Annotated in this window: 20 protein-coding genes; 5 read left to right on the plus strand and 15 right to left on the minus strand. The window is 70.2% G+C overall.

The window, feature by feature from the left end:
- The first annotated feature begins 98 nt into the window (after nt 1-98).
- On the plus strand, nt 99-638 hold the full coding sequence (locus tag B4U45_RS12250) for a cysteine hydrolase family protein (RefSeq protein WP_075547831.1): 540 nt from the start codon (nt 99-101) through the stop codon (nt 636-638).
- Nucleotides 639-706: 68 nt separating this feature from the next.
- Nucleotides 707-877: a hypothetical protein gene (locus tag B4U45_RS12255; protein WP_089025095.1), complete on the plus strand. Its 171-nt coding sequence runs from the start codon at nt 707-709 to the stop codon at nt 875-877.
- A 397-nt stretch (nt 878-1,274) separates the two neighbouring features.
- On the opposite strand, the gene B4U45_RS12260 is transcribed toward B4U45_RS12255, so the two are convergent.
- Nucleotides 1,275-2,057 (minus strand): endonuclease/exonuclease/phosphatase family protein, encoded by a 783-nt coding sequence (locus tag B4U45_RS12260; RefSeq protein ID WP_075547830.1) that lies wholly within the window; start codon nt 2,055-2,057, stop codon nt 1,275-1,277.
- A 13-nt stretch (nt 2,058-2,070) separates the two neighbouring features.
- Complete coding sequence (locus B4U45_RS12265; RefSeq protein ID WP_075547829.1) at nt 2,071-3,063, minus strand: acyl-CoA dehydrogenase family protein; 993 nt, start codon at nt 3,061-3,063, stop codon at nt 2,071-2,073.
- A 184-nt stretch (nt 3,064-3,247) separates the two neighbouring features.
- Between B4U45_RS12265 and B4U45_RS12270 the strand changes: the two genes are divergently transcribed.
- Nucleotides 3,248-3,820, plus strand: a complete 573-nt coding sequence (locus B4U45_RS12270) for a hypothetical protein (protein WP_075547828.1) — start codon at nt 3,248-3,250, stop codon at nt 3,818-3,820.
- A 5-nt stretch (nt 3,821-3,825) separates the two neighbouring features.
- Here the strand turns inward: B4U45_RS12270 and B4U45_RS12275 are convergent, their stop codons facing one another.
- The gene (locus tag B4U45_RS12275; RefSeq protein ID WP_075547827.1) at nt 3,826-4,782 is read right to left on the minus strand and encodes an esterase family protein; all 957 of its coding nucleotides are present in this window, start codon (nt 4,780-4,782) and stop codon (nt 3,826-3,828) included.
- 189 nt (nt 4,783-4,971) lie between these two features.
- Between B4U45_RS12275 and B4U45_RS12280 the strand changes: the two genes are divergently transcribed.
- A complete protein-coding gene (locus tag B4U45_RS12280; RefSeq protein ID WP_075547886.1) occupies nt 4,972-5,733 on the plus strand; it encodes a cutinase family protein in 762 nt (253 codons plus the stop codon).
- Nucleotides 5,734-5,809: 76 nt separating this feature from the next.
- Here B4U45_RS12280 and B4U45_RS12285 read toward each other — a convergent pair whose 3' ends face one another.
- From B4U45_RS12285 to B4U45_RS12330, 10 genes are all read right to left on the minus strand, one after another.
- A complete protein-coding gene (locus B4U45_RS12285; protein WP_158006357.1) occupies nt 5,810-6,661 on the minus strand; it encodes an SDR family NAD(P)-dependent oxidoreductase in 852 nt (283 codons plus the stop codon).
- Nucleotides 6,662-6,753: 92 nt separating this feature from the next.
- A complete protein-coding gene (locus B4U45_RS12290; protein WP_083154249.1) occupies nt 6,754-8,058 on the minus strand; it encodes a UDP-glucose dehydrogenase family protein in 1,305 nt (434 codons plus the stop codon).
- Nucleotides 8,055-9,002 (minus strand): glycosyltransferase family 9 protein, encoded by a 948-nt coding sequence (locus tag B4U45_RS12295; RefSeq protein WP_075547824.1) that lies wholly within the window; start codon nt 9,000-9,002, stop codon nt 8,055-8,057. The genes B4U45_RS12290 and B4U45_RS12295 overlap by 4 nt, the downstream gene beginning before the upstream one ends.
- Nucleotides 8,993-9,694, minus strand: coding sequence for an SDR family oxidoreductase (locus B4U45_RS12300; protein ID WP_075547823.1), 702 nt, complete (start codon nt 9,692-9,694; stop codon nt 8,993-8,995). The genes B4U45_RS12295 and B4U45_RS12300 overlap by 10 nt, the downstream gene beginning before the upstream one ends.
- 1 nt (nt 9,695) lies before the next feature.
- Entirely contained in the window at nt 9,696-11,087 is a 1,392-nt protein-coding gene (locus B4U45_RS12305; protein ID WP_075547822.1) for a PfkB family carbohydrate kinase, read from the minus strand.
- Nucleotides 11,084-11,653 (minus strand): D-sedoheptulose-7-phosphate isomerase, encoded by a 570-nt coding sequence (locus B4U45_RS12310; protein WP_075547821.1) that lies wholly within the window; start codon nt 11,651-11,653, stop codon nt 11,084-11,086. Before B4U45_RS12310 ends, B4U45_RS12305 begins: the two co-directional genes overlap by 4 nt.
- A complete protein-coding gene (locus B4U45_RS12315; protein WP_241780274.1) occupies nt 11,650-12,681 on the minus strand; it encodes a glycosyltransferase family 9 protein in 1,032 nt (343 codons plus the stop codon). The genes B4U45_RS12310 and B4U45_RS12315 overlap by 4 nt, the downstream gene beginning before the upstream one ends.
- Nucleotides 12,678-14,171 carry an HAD-IIIA family hydrolase gene (locus B4U45_RS12320; RefSeq protein ID WP_075547820.1) on the minus strand — a complete coding sequence of 498 codons (1,494 nt, stop codon included), beginning with the start codon at nt 14,169-14,171 and terminating at the stop codon, nt 12,678-12,680. Before B4U45_RS12320 ends, B4U45_RS12315 begins: the two co-directional genes overlap by 4 nt.
- A complete protein-coding gene (locus tag B4U45_RS12325; RefSeq protein ID WP_075547882.1) occupies nt 14,168-15,808 on the minus strand; it encodes a carbamoyltransferase family protein in 1,641 nt (546 codons plus the stop codon). Before B4U45_RS12325 ends, B4U45_RS12320 begins: the two co-directional genes overlap by 4 nt.
- A gap of 8 nt (nt 15,809-15,816) precedes the next feature.
- Nucleotides 15,817-16,800, minus strand: a complete 984-nt coding sequence (locus tag B4U45_RS12330) for an NAD-dependent epimerase/dehydratase family protein (RefSeq protein WP_176357732.1) — start codon at nt 16,798-16,800, stop codon at nt 15,817-15,819.
- An 82-nt stretch (nt 16,801-16,882) separates the two neighbouring features.
- Between B4U45_RS12330 and B4U45_RS12335 the strand changes: the two genes are divergently transcribed.
- Nucleotides 16,883-17,782, plus strand: coding sequence for a glycosyltransferase family 2 protein (locus B4U45_RS12335; RefSeq protein ID WP_075547884.1), 900 nt, complete (start codon nt 16,883-16,885; stop codon nt 17,780-17,782).
- 18 nt (nt 17,783-17,800) lie between these two features.
- On the opposite strand, the gene B4U45_RS12340 is transcribed toward B4U45_RS12335, so the two are convergent.
- Together B4U45_RS12340 and B4U45_RS12345 are read right to left on the minus strand one after the other, a co-directional pair.
- Complete coding sequence (locus B4U45_RS12340; protein ID WP_083154243.1) at nt 17,801-19,009, minus strand: glycosyltransferase; 1,209 nt, start codon at nt 19,007-19,009, stop codon at nt 17,801-17,803.
- On the minus strand, nt 19,006-19,992 hold the full coding sequence (locus B4U45_RS12345; protein ID WP_183155059.1) for a glycosyltransferase: 987 nt from the start codon (nt 19,990-19,992) through the stop codon (nt 19,006-19,008). Before B4U45_RS12345 ends, B4U45_RS12340 begins: the two co-directional genes overlap by 4 nt.
- Nucleotides 19,993-20,046: the final 54 nt, after the last annotated feature.

Raw genomic sequence — 20,046 nt, forward strand, 5'->3', positions numbered from 1 at the left:
GTTCTGCCGGATGGCTGTGAGGTCGCTGCCAATGACTACCCAGCGTCCTGTGGCCCTCAAACCGGGTGGCCGGCCACATACCGGGGTATCACTGGTCGGTGAGTGATACCGCCTTGCTGGTCATCGACATGTTCAACGACTACCGCCATCCCGACGCCGAACAGCTGGCGACCAACGTCGCGGCCATCATCGATCCGCTCGTGGGGCTGGTGGGCGACGCCGAACACAACCGCGGCGTCGATCTGATCTATGTCAACGACAACCACGGCGACTTCACCGCCGACCATCGTGCCATCATTTCGGCCGCGCTGGATGGCGAGCGTCCTGACCTGGTCAAACCGCTGGTGCCGAAGGCCGGCTGCCGAATCATCACCAAGGTGCGCCACAGCGTGTTCTATGCCACCGCACTGGAGTATCTGCTGGATCGGCTGAAGACCCGGCGCATCGTGCTTGCCGGTCAAGTCACTGAGCAGTGCATCCTCTATAGCGCGCTCGACGGCTACCTGCGCCACTACGACGTCGTGGTCCCGGCCGATGCCGTCGCGCACATCGACGAGGAGCTCGGCGCCGCCGCGCTGAAGATGATGGAACGCAACATGAGCGCCACGTTGCTGCCCGCGGAGCGCTGTCTGCGGTGAGCGTTTGCGATCGGCCCAACCGGGGAATGCGGGCGCTCTAGCTTAGCTATTAGCCGAGAGGTAACCAGATGACACGACGTCAGTCCGAGAAAACCGAGTCCGACGTGGAGTTCGACCCACATGTCGCCAAGTCGCGAGCCGGCCGCGACGCCGAGGGCAGCTACGTCGGACGCGGCTCCGCCGACGACGACTTCGGCAGCGGAGAAACCGGCGCGGAGGCGCGCAGTCAAGAGGAGTGACCCGTCGGGGCTGTAGAAGCTGCTGGGCAACGATGTCCTCTTGCGCGGCCTTGGCCGCCTGCGCATACCGTGGCTCTGTTTTCGGCACTGCCGTGTCGAGTGTGCAATGACGGCTTTGAGAGTGTACGGAGGGCGGTAACCGCCCGCGATCGGCCGCCGTGACGGCACGGTCGGCGGCACCACCGCACAGTCGTACCCGCCAGCCGCCGACCCACCCGCACCGGCACGCGGTTTCCATCTGCCCACACCGGTACGCAGCCCCACGACCACTGTGAGCGACAAAATCGGTGCGGCGTCACACCAAAGTTGTCGCTATGAGGTGGGCAAACTGAGCACCGCCTAGGCCTGGGCCCGATGTGAACGATGTGATTGCGGCGGGCGCAGGGACCCGCGTTGACTAGAGCAACACCGTTTTCGAGGCCCGGTCCAGGTCCACCAGCAGCGCCCGATGATCCGAGATCGGCATCAGCTCGGCCGCCGCCGCGCCGGCACGAAGACCGGGATCGTCGGTCAGGATGTGGTCGAGTTGCCGGTCGGGGGCGGACGCCGGAAACGTCGCGGCCGTTGCCAACGGCCGCATCCGCGACCATCGGCGCACCGCGGCCGGAGTCAGGTTGAGGTCCCCGGTCAGCAGCCGCGGTCCGGGGAAGCCGCGCACGTCGTGAACCAGGCGGCGTAGCTGCCACCGGTTCCAGCCGGGCACGAACGACAAGTGGGTATTGGCCACCGTGATCGGCCCCAAGGGCGTATGCAGGCGAGCGATGACGGCCGCCCGCGGCTCCTCGTCAACGATCATCACCTTGTCCGGCCCGGGCAGATACATCGGGAAGCGCGCCGGAATGCGGGGCAATCGCACCACCTGCCAGCTGGCCGCAGGAAAGCGCGACAGCAGCGCGATGCCGTACGCCGCGGTCCCAGGTTGTTCATCGCCGGTTGCGGCCATCCACGTCGCACCGGGCGTGCCCGAGATCGCGGCCACAAACCGATGCGCCACCGCGCCCATGGCTTCGGCGGCCGCCGCGGTGAGGTCGGCCCGGCCCGATCGCGGCTGGTCGCAGTCCACTTCCTGCAACGCCAACACGTCGGGGTCGAGACGGCGCACGCAGTCGCACAACCGCTGCACCGCCACCCCGTCGCCGACCGTGCGGCCGTGCAGGATGTTGAAGGTCGCCACCCGCATGGCTACCGGTCGGCTAACGGCATGGCCGCGGCTCGGGCGCCTTTGCCCGGTGCCGCGGCCCGCAATGTTGTCGCCCGGCCAGGCGCCCTAGTTCGGCAAGGTCCCGCTCGGCGTGGCTTTGTCGGATGTAGATGGTCAGGTCGGCGACCCGCTGCGCATGGCGACCGTCCTCACACAGCGGTCCCGGCCCCAGGGCGCGGCCAGTCCGGGTGATGGCCTCGTCAACCGCGTGTTCCACGATGGCGCGGGCACGACGAGCCAGCAATTGCGCGGTGTCGGACCGGTCAAACGGATCACTGTCGATCCGCTCCGCGGCGCTGGCCAGGACCGCTTCTCCGGCGGCGAGCGCGGCGTCGACCGCGCCGAGATGCGCCAGCGCGTAGGCGTCGGCCGACTGGCTTCCGGCGCAGCGGTACAAGGGGTCGGCGACCCGGCGGGCGCCGCCCAGCCAGCACGCCGCCACTCCGATCGCGGCGTGCCAGAAACCGGGCCGGTTCGGGTAGGCGTCGGGTTCCCCCACCGCCATCGCATGGACGTTGCTGAACTGCACCGATCGGGTGTCGCTGCCGGCCATCCCGGGGTTCCACCAGGTGCTCGGCAAGGGTTTGACGACGGGGTCGGTGACGGTCACCGCGAACAGGCCCCGCTTGCCATCGTCCAGCACCGCGGTAACCAGCGCGTGCGTGCAGAACCCGGCGCCCGAACACCACAGCTTAATGCCGTTGAGGACATATTCGTCGCCGGCGATGCGGCTGGCCCGCAGCACCGCGTCGGCGGACTCGGCCACCCACACGCCCCACAGCTGACCTGGTTGCGGCGGCTTACCGCCCAACTCGTTGAGAATGGCGCCGGCGTCGACATGGGCTTCGGCGATGCGGGCCGCCGCGATGTCCTCCTCGGCCAACTGCGCCAGGCGCTGCCAGCGTTCGGCGGTGCGCCCCGAGGCCGGCAGCGGCAAGTCCAGCCGCCCCGACTCCAGCCAATGCTCCACCAGCCCAGCCGTCACGGGCGCACCCGCCCGTCGCGAACGAAAGTCACCACCGCGGCCCGTGCGTAGCAACTCGGCGCTATGGGTGACATACGTTGCTGATACCCGATTTCGGCGGGTGATTAAACGGCTGCCCGATAGTCCCCGGCAGTCACGGTCGGCCGGGTTGCCGACGACTCCGGCAGGGTATGCACTACCCACAATGACTGAGCCCACCAGCCGCACCGGCGGTGCCGAGTACCCGGGGCTGCGGGAATCGTTACGCCACGCCGCGTCAGCCCTCAAGGAACACGGGCCGCACTTCGCGTTGGCCGGCAGCTACGCGTTATGGGCTTATGGCGCACCGGAACCCAGTCACGACGTCGACATCGTGGTCGCCGAGGCCGACGTGGCGGCTGCGGCCGCCACGCTCGCCGACGCCGGTTTCTGTATCGAACGCCCACCGGAAGACTGGCTGCTCAAGGCGCGCAACGGCGAGTGGGTTGTCGACGTGCTACACCGGGTCAACGGTGAGCCGGTGCGGCCGGCGGACCTCGACGGCGCCGAAGAGCGTGTGGTGCTTGCCATTTCGATGCCGGTATTGCCGCCCACGACGGTCTTCACCCAGAAGTTGCGCGCCATGACCGAACATCACTGCAACTTCGCCGACCTGATACCGGCCGCCCGCGCGGTGCGCGAACAGCTGGACTGGGACCACCTCGAGAAGGCCACCGACGACAACGATTTCGCGGCCGCATTCCTGATGCTGGCCGGCCGGCTCGGCCTACGCGGCTGAGAGCGTCACGTCTGCCCGCCGCCACTGGCGCCCAGCGTCCGCTGCATGTCCGGCTTCATCGCCGCCAGCTGGGCTCCCCAGTAGCCCCAGCTGTGCACGCCGTTGTTGTCGAGGTTGAACACGGCGTTGTGGCCGCCGGCAGCGGTATAGGCATCTTTGAACGCGAAATTGCTTTGCAGCACCACCTGTTCGATGACCTGTCCCGGGATACTGCCCTGGCCGATTTCGGAGGGGGTGCCATTACCGCTGTAGACCCACAGCCGGGTGTTGTTGGCGGCCAATCGTCCGGCCTGCACGGTGGGGTCGTTGCGCTGCCACCCGGGACCGCCCGTCGGTCCCCACATATCTTGCGGGTTGAACCCGCCTTCGTTGTTCATCGCCAATCCGATCAGCGTCGGGCCGTTTCCGCTGGACGGCGTCATATAGGCCGACAGCGAGGCGGCATAGGCGAACTGCTGCGGGTGATAGGCCGCCAAGATCATCGCCGACGACCCGGACATCGAGACGCCGACCACGGCGTTGCGGGTCGACCGCACCCCCCTGCTCGCCAGGTAAGCGGGCAATTCGCTGGTCAAGAAGGTTTCCCACTTGTAGGTCTGGCCGTTGGCCGATCCGTACCAGTCGGAGTAGAAGCTGGACCGCCCGCCGACCGGCGCCACCACCGATATGCCGGAACCCGCATATTCGTCGAAGGCGTTGGTCTCGATGTCCCAGCCGCTGCGGTCGTCGCGGGCGCGCAGGCCGTCGAGCAGATAAACGGCCGGGGCTCCGCCGGATTGGAACTCCACGGTGATGTTGTGGCCCATGCCCGCCGACGGCACTTGCAGAAACTCCGGCGCGGCCGCCCGCGCCTTCGGTTCGCCCCCGACCACACCCACCAGCCACGGCAGCGCGGCGGCCGTGACTGCGGCGACGGTTAATCGACGCTTCCAACGATTGTCCCGATTGTTCTGGGTGCCCATTCCCGGCTCCTTTCATCGCAGGATTGGTGTTCGCTCGCTCAGGTGCCGGGCCAAGCCGCGCCCTACCGACCAAACCGGGTTGCGGGTACCCCGGCCCGCAGGGTTTCAACCGCCGGAAGTGACGACGGCCGGGTCGATTCGGGGCCGATCCGAGGCGCCGAAAAATTCAGGGTTTGGGTATGCGGATGGGTGGGCACTTCCTGCGGCATGAATGCCTCTCGTATTGTCCGTCTCGTCGGTCCCGCGGCAGCCGCCGCAGGGGTCCTCAGCGCTACCGTCCTGCCGGCTACTGCCATCCCCACCGCCTCCGCCCAATCGTGCCCCGACGTCGAGGTGGTGTTCGCCCGCGGCACCGGCGAACCACCCGGTGTCGGCCCTACCGGACAGGCCTTCGTCGACGGCCTGCGCTCCCGTCTGGTCGCCCGCTCGATGGGCGTCTACGCGGTCAACTACCCCGCCAGCGACCAGTGGGACACCGGCGTCGACGGCGTCCGCGACGCCGGCGCACACGTCGTCTCCACCGCCGGCAGCTGCCCCAACACCAAAATGGTGCTCGGCGGTTACTCTCAGGGCGCGGCGGTGATGGGCTTCGTCACGTCCCCGGCGGTGCCGGACGGCGTCGACCCGGCGACCGTGCCCAAACCGCTGGCACCCGACGTCGCCAACCACGTCGCCGCCGTCGTGCTGTTCGGACCACCCAACGTTCGGGCCATGAACTTCCTCGGTGAGCCGCCGGTCACCATCGGCCCGGCCTACCAGGGCAAGACCATCAAGGTCTGCGCCCCCGAAGACCCGGTGTGCTCCGACGGCATGAACTTCGCCGCGCACAACACCTACGCCGACGACGGCGGCATGATCGGCAAGGGCGTCGACTTCGCCGCCAGCCGCCTGGGCGCAGGTCCCGGCGGACCCATGACCGTCGCGTCTCCGGGCGGCGGCTTCGGCAACTGACTCACGGCTGCCCGTTCCACCCGGTGACGCGGTGGGTGCGCCCAATGTGCCCCATCACCCCACAGCACCCACCGCGTCACACCGCGTCCCCCGACGGCGAGATGATCTGGCGTACCAGCCATTTCGCGTCATCGCGGATTAGCCGGCGCGCCAGTTCCGCCAGGATCCGCGGATGCCACGCGGCGCCGGCCAGCTGGCTGAGGTGGTCGAGAGCCACATCCACCCTGGCCAGTGCGCGGTGCATCCGGGAACTGCCGGCGCCAACCGGTTCCGGCAGCATCGTGGTAACCCGCACCCCGCTCTGGCCCAACTCGCCTTGCAGCGTCTGGGCGAAGTCTCTGAGAAAAGCCGCGCTGGCCCGGTACAGCGCCACATAGTGGTCCGAGTGATCCCAGCGAGCCGGGTGGGGCGATGCGGCTCTGGCCGGCGACACGGTCAAGATGATGCCGCCGCGGCCGTGCACAACCATCTCCTCGGCCAGCAGCCGAGCCAGTCTCATGGTCTGCCCGATGCCGGCCACCATCTCCTGCAGCACGTTTTCCAAGCTGTCGTCGGGGTCATAGCCGTCGACCGGTGAGTTCAGCGCGGCCGCCACCACGGGTTGCCGCGCCGCCCGCACCCGCCGGTACAACATGTCGGGCCGCTCGGCGAGCCGCGCGTCGACCTGGATCGGCTGAACGTTGGTGCCCAGACCGCTGAGAGCGTCCGCCGCCGTGTGGATCTCATCGACGGAGTCGACGACGATGAGGTCGTATCCGCGCCGGGCGAACTGGCTCGCAAAGGCGAAACCCACGCCGCTGCTGGCACCGGTGACCAGGGCCAACCCGCCGGGCGAGTTTTCGCCGCGCTGGTGCGGTCTTCGGTCACGCCAGTGTGGGTCACTACTGTGTGCGGCCGGGCGAATGGGTATGACCCTGTTATCAGTCAATGACACGTCCTCCACGCTTGCCGGTCCCGAGCGCCGGCATCCCCCAGCCCAGGTCCTACCCGGTGAAACCGCGGTTAAAGTTAAACATCGGTTCAGAACCCCCGCGGCGTGCCGTTTCCCAGATACCTCAGCCCGGCGGCGCGGATTCCTGCTGGATCCAGCAGGTTTCTGGTGTCCAGGACGACGGCCGCGGGCGCCTCCCGGGCAATGGAATACCAGTCCAGATCGCGAAATTGCGGCCACTCGGTGAGTACCAGGATGCCGTCGGCCGCCTTGGCGGCCCGGTAAGGTTCGTCGACGGCGGTGACCTCGGCCCGTTGCAGGATCACCGGGTCGATGTTGGCCAGCTGCGGGTCGTAAGCCATCACCTGTGCGCCCGCCCGGGCCAGCTCGGCGCACGCTGTCAACGCGGGAGAATCCCGGGTGTCGCTGGTCCTGGCCTTGAAGGTCAATCCGAGTGCGGTGATCCGGCAGCCGGACAACGGACGGCCCAGCGCGCGGCGCAGGGCGCCGGCAATCCGGTCGGCCTGCACGGCGTTGGTGACCCGGGCCGCCTCGACTTCGGCCAAGGACACGCCGTGACCGCGTGCGGTGTGCACCAGCGCCGCGGTGTCCTTGGGCAGACATGAGCCCCCCCACCCGGGGCCCGGCCGCAGGAATTCGGCTCCGATCCGGGGGTCGGCGCCCATGCAGCCGGTGACGTCCTCGATATCGGCGCCGACCCGAGTGCACAGCGCCGCCAGCGAGTTCGCGTAGGAAAGTTTCACCGCCAGAAAGGCGTTGCTGGCGTACTTGGCCAGCTCGGCGCTCTCCGGCGTCATCCGCAACACCGGCTCGGTCTCCGGGCCGTATGTCTCCCGAACACGTTGCGCCGCAACGTCGTCCAGGGTGCCGATGACCAGCCGGTCCGGATTCCGGAAATCGTGCACGGCATGTCCCTCGCGCAAGAACTCCGGTGTCGATACGACTCGAATACCGGTGCCGCGCAGTCGATTAGCCACTGTCGAGGTAGTCCCGACGGGCACCGTCGACTTCAGCGCGACGATGGCGCCGCATCGAAGGACAGCTGCGAGCCGGTCGACCACCGAGTGCACCGCGCCCAGATCCGCCTGTCCGTCGCCAGCGCTTGGCGTCGGTGCGCAGACGAAGACGACGTCGCGGTCGGCCAATACTTCGAAACTCGCGCTGAAGCTCAACAACCGACGAGAAAGCCCGGCCCGCAGTAACTTCGGCAATTCGGGTTCGTCGATCACCGGTGTTCCTGCCGAGAGTTTCCGCACCTTGTCGTCGTCGATGTCGACGGCGATCGTGGGTAACCCGCGTGCGGCCATGCAGACCGCGGTGGTCAGACCGACGTAGCCGACCCCGACCACGCCGACTCGCGGCGGGGCACTCATGCGGCCGCCTTCAGCAGTCGCCGGCCGGCCTCGAGCACCGTGGCCACATCGATGCGCAACAGCCCCGGGTCGGGCATGTCACCGTGCGGATCGCCGAGGCCGCCGGCCCACAGCGCGACGTGCGGCGCGGGTCCACGCGGACCCCAGCGGGCTGGAGCGGTGGGCCCGAAGAGCACCACGGACGCGGTGCCGGTCGCGGCGGCCAGGTGCCCGACGCCGGTGTCGCCGCAGATCACCAGCCGGCTGTCGGCGACCAGCGCGGCCAGCCTCGGCAGGTCCAGCGCCCCGGCCAGGACGGCGTTCGACGGCAGGCCCGCGCGCCGGGCGACGTCGTGCGCCAGGTCGGATTCGCCGGCCGATCCGGTGACCACGACGGGGTGACCGTCGCCGGCCAGTGCCGCGGCCACGGCCGCGAAGCGCCCCGCCGGCCACCGTCTCGCCGCCGCCGAGGCCCCCGGATGGATCACCACCGCACCGGTGGGGCCGTGTCTGATCGGTGGCCGCTGGACGGTCACATCGCTTGGCTCACAAGCGATTCCAGCCCATTGCAGCAGCGAGCACCAGCGGTCCACCTCGTGCGCGCCGCGTCGCCAGGGCGGTCCCGCCAGCTCGGGATGACGACGGTGCCGATGGGTGATCACCGCCTCGGGTCGCCATCTCAGGAGGTGGTCGATGCTTTCCGGCCCGCTGCCGTGCAGATTGACCGCCAGCGCGGGCGGTTTCGGCAACGGACGCACATCCCCCAGGCCCGCCGTCGGCAACACGTCGTCGACGGCACCGGTAAGCAGCGCCAGGTCCCGATAGCCGTCGGGCGCCGCGAGGGTGATCCGGGCGCCGGGATAGTGCCGGCGCAGCCCGCGCAGCGCGGGCACCGCCGTCAGCAGGTCTCCGAGGCCGAGGGCCCGCAGCACCACGACCGTGGCGCCCGGCGACGCTACGGCCACGAGGACTCCGTGGATGAGCAGACCACGAGCTCGCGCACTTCACACCCGGGTGGCTGGGATAACGCGAAAACCACCGTCGCCGCGACGTCTTCGGGTTTGTTGAGCTTGGCGTCGGCCGGCGGCTTGTACTGTTCGGTGCGGCCGTCGAAGAACGGCGTGTACATGCCGCCGGGAATCAGCAGCGTCACCCCGACCTGCCCGGCCAGTTCGGCCGCCAAGGCCCGGGTGAACCCGACGACACCGAACTTGGAGGCGCAGTAGGCGGTGGCGTCACTGACCGCTTTGATGCCCAGGGTGGAGGCACAGGTGACGATGCGGCCGTGGCTGGCCCTGACGTAGGGAAGTGTGGCGCGGACGACGGCCGCGGTGCCGACCAGGTTGACCGCGATCACCTGTTCCCACTCCTTGGCGGGTACCTGCCCGAGGGTGCCGCAGGAGTCGATGCCGGCCGCGGTGAACACCCCGGCGATCCGGCCGCCCACCCGGTCGGCCAGTGACTCGACGGCCGCCGCGACCGCGCCGGTGTCGGCCAGGTCGGCGGCCGCGTACGGCACGTCGGCCGCCGGGGGTTTCTTGTCGATGACCAGCGGCGTGCCGCCGCGACGAGCCACCGCGGCGACGGTGGCCGCGCCCAGTCCGGAGGAACCTCCCGAGATCAGCACGGCTCCAAGGGGATTCGTCACGTCGGTCATGTCAGGTCCTTTCGTTACGGCCAGCGCCCGAACTCGCGGCGGCGATTAACCGGGACGAGGAGTAGCCGGCCACGGTGGGCAGGATCACCACCTCACCGCCGTGGCGGCGCACCACGGCGGCTTCGGGGAGGTCGGCCGGCGCATAGTCGCCGCCCTTGACCCAGATGTCGGGACGCAGGTTTTCCAGCAGCCGCTCCGGAGTCGGCTCGTCGAAGATCGCCACCGCGTCGACGCAGGCCAGGGCGCCCAGTACCCGCGCCCGGTCGACGTCGCGCATCACCGGACGCCCGTCGCCTTTCAGCGCGCGCACCGACTTGTCGGAGTTGACCAGGACGATCAGGGCGTCACCGAGTTCGCGGGCCTGCCGCAGCAACCTGATGTGCCCGGTGTGCAGCAGGTCGAAGCAGCCGCCGGTGGCCACCACGGTGCGGCCGTCCCGGCGCAACCGCTCGGCCAGCGCCGCCGGATCCAGGCCGGCGGGGTCTTCGATCCGGGCGCCGGTTGGCAACACAGCGCGCGGGACGGGGGTCGATACCGCGGCCGCACCGCCGGTGGCCACGAAGCGGGCGGCGTCGGCGACGGCGGCGACCACGGCGGCGATCGGCCCCGCCCCGGCTCCCAAGGCGGTGGCCGCGGCGACGGCGAAGCGATCGCCCGCTCCACAGACATCGCCGGCGGCCGCTGCCGGCTGCGGGACCCTGACGTGCTCGGCGTCGCCGTCGGCTCCGTACACCCAGGCGCCGTGCTCGCCGTGGGTGATGCACACCAGTTGCGCACACCATCTGCTGCGGAGCAGTTCTCCGGCCCTGCTGTCGCCGCAGAAGTGCTGTGCCTCTTGCTGATTCGGAGTCACCAGGACACATCCCGGCACCGGTGCGGCGCCACGCGGATGCGGGTCCCAGACCACCGGGATCCGCGGTGCCAGCCGGCTCAGCACTCCTCGTATCTCCGGCAGCGCGGTGACACCGCCGCCGTAGTCGGCCACACAGATCGCTCCGGCACCGGCCAGCGCCTCGGTGACCTCGTCGGCCAGCGGCCGGCTGACCGGGGAACCGTCGCCGCCGTCGAGGCGCAGCAGCGACTGTCCCCGCGCCCGAATCCTGGTCTTGGTCACGGTGGTTCCGCGCATCGGCAGCCCCAGCACCCGCACCCCGGCAGCGGCCAGCAGGCCCTGCAACTGCCGGCCGGCGTCATCGTCGACGATCCCGGTGACCAGCACCACTCCCGTTTCGGTGCGCGCCGCCAGCAGGGCGGCCAGCCCGGCCCCGCCCGGCCGTTGCCTCAGCTGCCCGGCGTCGACCACCGGGACCGGGGCCTCCGGGCTCAGCCTGGTGGCCGACCCGTCTATATCGATGTCGAGCATCGAATCACCAATGATCACAAGCGGTTTCATGCTCTCTCCGAACTCAGCAGCACGTCGTCGACCGCCATGCATAGCGCATGTACCAACAGCAGGTGGATCTCCTGCACGGTCGCCGTCGTCGGGGCGTCCACGGTGACCGCGTCATGGCACATCGACGCCAGCACGTTGGGGGCCGGCCCGGTCAGGCCCCAGGTGAGCATGTCGAGGTCGTGTGCGGCCTTGACGGCTGCCAGCACATTTCGGCTGCTGCCGCTGGTCGACAGCGCCACCAGCACGTCGCCCCGCCGGCCGTGGGCACGCACTCCCCGGGCGAACACCTCCTCTTCGCCGTAGTCGTTGGCGATGGCCGTCAGCGCCGAGGTGTCCGCGTGTAAGGCTATGGCCGACAACGGGATCCGCTCGTCGCGAAACCGTCCGACGAGTTCGGCCGTCAGGTGCTGGGCCTCGGCGGCGCTGCCGCCGTTGCCGCATGCCAGTAGCCGGCCGCCGCCGCTCAGCACCCCCGCCAGCTGCCGGCCCCACCTGCGCAGGCGCGGCGCCTGCGCACTGGTCCGGCCGACCGCATCCCGCAACGCGTCGAAGTGCACTTCGATCATGGCGGTCCTCCTCTCCACCGCACCGCAGCCAGCAGTTCGGCGTCTTTGATTCCGTCCAGGCAGGGATGGCCGGGCACCGAGCAGACCCGGGCCCGGCTGGCGCGACACGGCGCGGACTGGTCGCCGAGCACACTGACCCGCCGGCCGTAGGGACGCCACTGTGCGGCCGGGACGACGGGCGCGAACAACGACACCACCGGGGTTCCGACGGCGGCGGCTAGGTGCGCCGGCCCGGTGTTGGGCGCCACGACCACGCGCGCCGCCGCGAACACCGCCGCCAATTCCGCCAGGCTGGTCCGGCCGCCCAGGTCGACGGCCGCATCGCCGGCCACCGCGGCGGCCAGCGCGGCCTCGCCGGGACCACCTGTGACGACCACGCGGTAGCCGGCGCCGGCCAGCGCCGCCACCATGGCCGCGCTGCGGTCCTGGCTCGGTTGCCGCGCCGGCACGGCGGCGCCGGGATGGAATGCCACGAACGGGTCCCGGCCGATCCGGGTCGACAGCCGGCTCGGCAGCGGATCGAGCGCCCGGATCCGCAGCGCGCCGTCGTCGCCGGGTGGCAGCGGACAACCGGCCGCGGCGGTCAGCGACAGCGCCCGCTCCGGCTCGGGGACTCCGCTGGGCGCCTGGTATCGCAGATCCAGCAGCGCGCCGGGGTAGTCGGTGCTGATCGCGCCGACCCAGGGCACCGACGCCATCTTGGCCAGCAACGCCAGCGGCAGCGGCGACTGGTGGAACGACGTGAAGATGTACAAGCGTGCCGGCGCGATGTCGCGCAGCTGCTTGACCAACCCTTCCGCGTGGGCGGCGGTCAGCTCGGGCGAGTCGAAATCCACCCAAGGCGCCTGCCATTCCACGATCTCGTCGACGCCGACCAGCAGTTCGGCCGCATCGCGGCCGCGTGGCCCGACCAGCATGACGACCCGGTCGTGGTACGCGGCCACCGCCCGCGCCGCGGGGCCGGTGATCAGCACGTCGCCGGCACTGTCGAGCCGCGCCACCATCGCGGTACTCGAGGCGGTCTTCATCGGCACTCCCGCAACACCAGCGATGCGGCCTCGTCCAGGGTCGCGGCCACCCGCGCGCGAGCCTGCGCGCGATCGATTTCGTCCGGCAGGGTGCGCGCGGTGGGCACCAGCACCGCGTCGGCGTCGGCGGCCAGGGCCGCCTCCACATCGCCGCCGGTGTCGCCGATCATGACGCAGCGGCTGGGCGGTACCGCCAGCGCCTCGGCGGCGGCCAGCACCATGCCCGGCCGCGGCTTGCGGCAGCCGCAGCCGTCCAGTTCGGCGTGCACGCACACCTGCCAGGAGTCGAACGGGCCGAGCAGTTCGTCGACCCGGGCGTTGACGGCGGTCAGCTGGTCGCTGCTGATCAGCCCGCGGGCCACCCCGGACTGGTTGGTGACGACCGCCAGCAACAGCCCGCGTTCGCGCAGCCGCCGCAGCGCACGCACGGCGTCGGGAGTGGGCCGAACACCGTCGGGGTCGTTCAGGTAGGGCCGATCGACGATGAGCGTGTCGTCGCGGTCGAGCAGCACCGCCAGCGGCGGGTCGCGCCGGGTCCGGCGAAACACCCATTCGCCGGCCAGCCGGTGCGCCACCGCGGCCGGTGGAATCAGCGCGCTGGTCACCGAAAGTCGAAGAGCCTCAACGGCAGAACGCGGGCCGGCCAGCCAGCGCCGGGCGGTGAACTCCGCGCTCAGCAGCAGCCAGAGCGTCACCGCGATGCGGCGCGCCGAATTCCGGCGTAGTAGTCCAGCGAGCACAGTTACGCTGCCGGCCGCGGTGGTGGCCAGGTGCGCCGGCAGCCGACCCGGCCCCTCGCCGACCATGGTTCGCCAGGACCGGCCGTACTTGCGGCGCAGCAATGCGTCGTCGCGGTTTCCGGCCTGCGCACGCACGCTGGACCACCAGGTGGCGGGGGCCACGGGGTGCCGGCTACGCCGGCCGCCGCGCACTATCCGGCCTCCGGCCGCGATGATCCGCACGGCCAGGTCGGAGTCCTCGCGGTAGGCGCGGGGGAACCGCTCGTCGAAGCCGCCGACGGTGACCAGTGCGGCGCGGCGGTATGCCATGTCGGCGGTGATCCAGCGCGCCGACGCCAGCCGCAGGGTCCGGCGATCGTCGTCGGTCGGCCGGCCGGACCGGGACGCCGGAACCTCGATGACCGCCTGGGAGCCGTCCGCACCGGCCGCGCCGGCGGCCGCCAGGTCGGCGGACAGCTCCGAGCGCCACCGCGGCCCGGGCACCACGTCGTCGTCCAGGAAGCACACCCACCGGGTGTTGGTGGCCCGCCATCCCACGTTGCGTGCGGCCGCCGGGCCGCGCCCGCCGCTGGCCAGCACCCGCACCGGAAAGCCGGCGACCAGGTCGAGGGCGGCGTCGGGGGCTTTCCGGTCGTCGACCACCACCACCTCTTCGGGGGCCGGGCCCGAACCTTGGTCTAGCGCGGTCACCAAGCGGCACAATGATTCTCGGCCGACAGTGGGCACCACGATCGCGTAGCCGGAACTCATCGGCGGCGCCTGACCAGGTAGCGGCCGATGGCGAGTACGTCGATCGGGGAACTGCCGAACACCTCGAGCGCATCCCGCGGGGAGTCCACCATCGGCCGTCCGGCGGTGTTGAAGCTGGTGTTGACCAGCACCGGCACCCCGGTCCGCTGGGCGAACCGGCTGATCGTCGCGTGCAGCCGCGGCTCGGCGTCCTTGTCGACGGTCTGGATGCGTGCGGTGCCGTCGACGTGGGTGGCCGCGGGGATGCGCTCGCGCCACGCCTCGGCGACGTCGTGCACGAACAGCATGTAGGGACTGGGCAGCGGGCCGCGGCAGAAGATTTCGGCGGCACGTTCGGCGAGAACCATTGGCGCCACCGGCCGGAACTGTTCGCGGCCCTTGACCGAATTGAGCCGTTCCAGGTTGGCGGGATCACGGGGATCGGCCAGCAATGAGCGTCCGCCCAGGGCCCGGGGACCGAACTCGGCGCGGCCCTGAAACCAGCCGACCAACCGGTCGTCCGCCAGCGCGTCACCAATGGCAGACGAAATATCCTGTGGCTCTTCGTAACTGATTGCCGCGCTGTCCAGTGCGGCCCGAATCTGCCGGTCGGACCAGCCGCGGCCCAGTCGCGCGGTCGGCATCGGGGCGATCGGCTCGCCATAGGCTGCCGCCAGCGCCAGCGCGGCGCCCAGCGCGGTGCCGGAGTCGCCGGCGGCGGGCTGCACCCATACCCGGTCGAAGCCGGATTCCGCGTAGATGCGGGTATTGGCAACGCAATTGAGCGCCACGCCGCCGGCAAGGCATAGTGCGTCGCCGTCGGTGCGGTCGCGCAGCCAGCCGACCAGGTCCAGCAACACCTCTTCGATGACGCGCTGCACGCTGCAGGCCAGGTCGGCGTGCACCGGATCGAGGTCGTGCGACTCCGGGGCGCGCCGCGGCGCCAACTCCTCCCACTCGATGGGCTTGGTGCGGAACCCGCCGTCGGCGCAGGCGTACACCCGGTCGCGCAGCTCTCCGAGGAACCTAGGGCGGCCGTAGGAGGCCATCGCCATCACCTTGTACTCGTCGCTGGAACGCGCGAAACCCAGGTGCTCGGTGAGACTTTCGTAGAGCAGCCCCAGCGAGTCGGGCAGCCGCTGCGATGCCAGCACGTCGAGCTTGTGGTCGCGGTACACCCCGGCTAGCATCGAGGTTCGTTCGCCGCGACCGTCCACCACCAGCACCGCGGTGTCGGGGTGCGGCGAGGCCAGCGCTGTCGATGCCGCGTGCGCGATATGGTGGCGAACGTGTTGCACGACTTCGGGATTGAGTCCGGGTACGGCGGATGCCAGGAATCGCGGCGCGCGCAGTGCATACAGCGTGCGCAAGTGCTCCCAGTCCCGGTCCAGGCCGGCCGGGTCGAGCGGTTCCTCGTACATCAGTGCCGGGTCGTAGGAATAGCCGACCGCGTCGATCTGCGCCGGGTGCAGACCGGCGTGATCCAGGCACCACCGGATCGCCGCCACGGGCAGCTCCCAGGTCGAGAAGGGCACCGCCGGCTTGCCGTGTTTGCGCCGGGAGAACCGCTCCTCCTCGGCGGCCGCGACCACCTGCCCGTCGACCACCAGAGCCGCGGCCGGATCGTGAAATACGGCATTGACGCCCAGGATTCGCACCGGACCTCCTATGTCGCCAGCGGTTCGCGGGCCGGGGTCCGCCGCGACTGGTCGAGCGTCATCCGGAACCACTGCAGCGTCCGGCTCAGCCCGGTGCGGTGGTCGACCCGCGGCCACCAGTCCAGCCGTTGGCGGGCCAGCGTGATGTCGGGGCAGCGGCGCTGCGGGTCGTCGACGGCCGGCGGGCCGAATTCGATGATCGAGCCGCTGTCGGCCAACGCACGAATCAGCTCGGCGACCTCGAGCACGGTCAGCTCGGTGGGGTTGCCGATGTTGACCGGGCCGCTGAAGTCGCTGCGGGCCAACGCGATCAGACCGGCCACGGTGTCGTCGACGTAGCACAATGACCTGGTCTGGGTTCCGGCGCCCGATACGGTCAGCGGCTCACCACGCAGCGCCTGCCGGCAGAAAGTCGGAACCATCCGGCCGTCGTCGGCGCGCATACCCGGCCCGTAGGTGTTGAAGATGCGGACCACTCCGACGTTGGTTCCGTGCTTTCGATGGTGGGCGAAGGCCAGCGCCTCCGCATAGCGCTTGGCTTCGTCATAGACGCTCCGCGGGCCAACGGGATTGACGTTGCCCCAATATTTTTCCGGCTGCGGATGCTGCTGGGGGTCGCCGTAGACCTCGCTGGTGGATGCCAGCACCAGCCGGCCACCGCCACGCTGGACGATCTCCAAAGCAGTGGCCGTGCCCTCGGATCCGGCCCGCAGCGTCGCAATCGGCAACCGTTGGTAGTCCAGCGGTGAAGCCGGTGACGCCAAATGGAAGACGGTGTCGAAGGCGACGCCCACCATGCCGATGACTGCGGGATCACAGACATCACCGGGCACGAAGCGATAACCCGGCCGCCCCCGCAGCCGGGCCGCCGCGGCCGGGGAGCTGGTAGACAGGTCGTCCAGGCTGACCACCTCGACGCCGGCCCCCAACAGCTGTTTGCACAGGTGAACACCGAGGAAGCCGGCGCCCCCAGTGACCAAAACACGCGACATTCCAGGCACCCGCGTCTGGTACCCGGGAATTCGATGATGAAACGTGTTTTGCCAGCGTAATTCCGGGGTAGTGGACTCGGATATGGCGGTCCCCTCTGCAAACTCTGCATGCCGGCCCCGAACGTCCTTCGTGATCGCGACGCGTGACCGTGCCAGCGAGCTGTGCACCGTCCTGGAACGTCTGCTGGACACCACCGGCTGCCCGATCGTGGTGGTGGACAACGCATCCCACGACCACTCGGTGGCGGCCGCCGACCGGCTCGCGGCCCGCTCCGGCGGCCGGTTGACCGTCATACCCCTGACCCGCAACCAAGGCGCCGTAGCCCGCAATATCGGTGTGGCACAATGCAGCACACCTTTTGTCGCGTTCTGCGACGACGATTCCTGGTGGGCGCCCGGGGCCGTCGAGTTTGCCGAGGTGCTGTTCGACGCGTATCCCACCGTGGCGCTACTGGCAGGCCGAACCGTCGTCTGGCCGCAGCACCGTGACGACCCGGTGGTCGACGAACTCGCCAACAGTCCGCTCGGTCGACACACGGCCTTGCCCGGGCCGTCCATCCTGGGGTTCCAGGCCTGCTCGGCGCTGGTGCGCAAGGCGGCATTCCAGACCGTCGGCGGATTCAGCCCGATCCTGCACTTCCGGGGCGAAGAGACGTTATTGGCCTGGGATCTGGCCGCAAGGGGCTGGGATCTGTACTTTTGCCGGGCGCTGGTGGCATACCACCGACCGTCTCCGGCGCGAAAACCGGACCGCGTCCAGCATGCCCGGGTGCTGCGCAACGAAATGCTCACCGCGTGCCTGCGCCGGCCGGTAGACCGGTGCATCCGCGCCTCCGCCGAGCTGGCCTGGGCCGCGACACACGACACCGCCCACGCCGCAGCGTTATTCGAGGCGCTCAGCGCCCTGCCGAAGGCGCTGCGGCAGCGGCGCCGGCTACCCGAGCCGGTTGAGCGGTCATTGCGGCTAATCGAAAGTCGTTGAACGGCAACGTCATCCGAATCACCCCGACCTGGCGGCCATGCGCCGGGACGGCACCACCTTGTCGTAGATGCGTTCGGTGTCGGCCGCTATCCGGTCCCAGCTGTAGCGGGTCCGGGCCCGCTCCCGGCCGGACGTGCCCAACGCTGCGCGCCAGCGCCGATCCGGTAGCAGCGACGACAACGCCTGGGCCAGCGCTTCTGGATCCCGTGGCGGTACCAGCCGGCCCGTCACGCCGTCGACGACGGTGTCGCGCATTCCGCCTACGGCCGTGGCGACCACTGGCACTCCACAGGCCATCGCCTCCAGCGGCACGATGCCGAACGGTTCGTACCACGGGGTGCAGGCCACCACATCCGCGGACCGCAGCATGGCCGGCATCTCGTCGCGGGTGATCGCCCCGGCCAGTTGTACGCGATCGGATACCCCCAGCCACCCGGCCAGCTCCTGCAATCGGCGCGCCTCCGGCTCGTCGGCCAGTGGGCTGCGGTCGGGGCCGCCGACGATCACCAACTCGGCATCCGGAACTCGGGCCAGTGCCCGGATCAGCGTGTCGAATCCCTTGCGCGGCACCAATCGTCCCACCGACACGATGCGCGGCCGATCGCCGCGGCCGGCCACCGGACCGTCCGGGGTGAAGGCGTCGACGTCGACTCCGCACGGCACCACCGACGTCCGGGACCGGGCGCGGCCCATCCGGACCAGCTCGAACACTTCGTCGGTGCTGGTGGCCGCCACCCAGTCGGCGTCGCGGGCGACGACGGCCTCCACCCCGATCCGGCAGCCGGGGCTGGTGTCGTCGACGCCCTGGTGCGCTCGTTTGACCAAGCCCAGCGCGTGGAAGGTCTGCACGGTCGGGATGCGGTGCGGCCGGGCGGCCCGCTGCGTGGCCAGGCCCGACATCCAGAAGTGGGCGTGCGCCACGTCGGGCGGTGCGCCCAGCCAGTCCGCGTCCAGGTACCGCGCGAACCCGTACATGTATTGCAGCAGTTCGTCTTTGGGTAACGGGCGAGCCGGGCCCGCGGCCACATGCGCGACGGTGTAGCCGGATCCGGTCTCGACGGAGTCGGGCAGCGCGGAGTCGTCGCGCCGGGTATAGACCACCACCTCGTGGCCACGCCGGGCCAGCGCGGCCGATAGCTCGGCGACGTGCACGTTCTGACCACCCGCGTCCACGCCGCCCAGATGGGCGAGGGGACTGGCGTGTTCGGAGATCATCGCGATCCTCATGCCGGCTCCTTTCGGGATCGACTGCACTGCTCCTCGATGAGCTGGTCCCACTCAGCGAGAAAGCGCCCCAGCGAGAAGTGGCTGGTGGCGAATTCCCGCGCCGCCTTGCCGGCGGCGACCGCGCTGGCATGGTCGTTCATAAACTCGCGCAGGCCGCGCCCCAACGCGTCCACGTCGGCGCTGACCACGCCCGCCTCGGCGGGCATCAGCAGCGGGACCATCGTGGTGCCGGCCACCACTACCGGCATCCCCAGGAACATCGCCTCGACCAGCGACAGACCCAGCGACGTCCAGCGCGCGGTATGCAGGTACACCCTCCTGCGAGCGACCTGCTCCCACAACCGCGGAGCGGCAACATCGCCGCGGCCCGTCACGGCACCGCGGTTGACGGAGAGCGCCTCGCTGCCGATGCCCCACACGTCGACGGCCGCGTATGCCGACAACGGTTCCAGCAGGTCGGCGCCGACCGTGCGCCACCGCCGCAGTGGCTCGTTGATCATCGTGGCCGCGCGCAGGATGTCGCCGGTGTAGCGCGGGCCGGGATCGGCGACGCCGTGTTCGATCACCCGGGTCGGCGCCGACCCGTTGTCCCACATCAGCCGGTTGAACTCGGTGACGTGGACCAGCGGGATGTCGCTGCGGTCGGCAACCGGATGGCGGCTGCGCTCGGCGTGCGGCCGCGGTGCGTTGTGCTCGACGTACACCGCGGGCACGTCGCGGCCGGCACGGCGGCCCGTCCACCGGGCACACAGCGCCGCCTCGTGCGGGTTCTGCAGCACCACGACGTCGATGTCGTGCCGGCCCAGTTCCTCGAGCGCGACCTCGCGCGCGTTGCGCCACGACCGGCCCGCCAGGCCCCGGCCTTCGGCACCACCATCGCCGGCCAGCGGGACCAGATACCGATGCCGGCCCGCCACGAACGCCTGCGTCCAGGACCCGTGCACGTGCCACACCAGGACCGTCTTGACGTCACGCTGCGACATGGCGAGCCAAGTACCCTTAAGGTGATTCGCTAAACGGCTTTTTCGCGACGATTT

This window comes from Mycobacterium persicum (assembly GCF_002086915.1).
In the GTDB taxonomy this organism is placed as follows: domain Bacteria; phylum Actinomycetota; class Actinomycetes; order Mycobacteriales; family Mycobacteriaceae; genus Mycobacterium; species Mycobacterium persicum.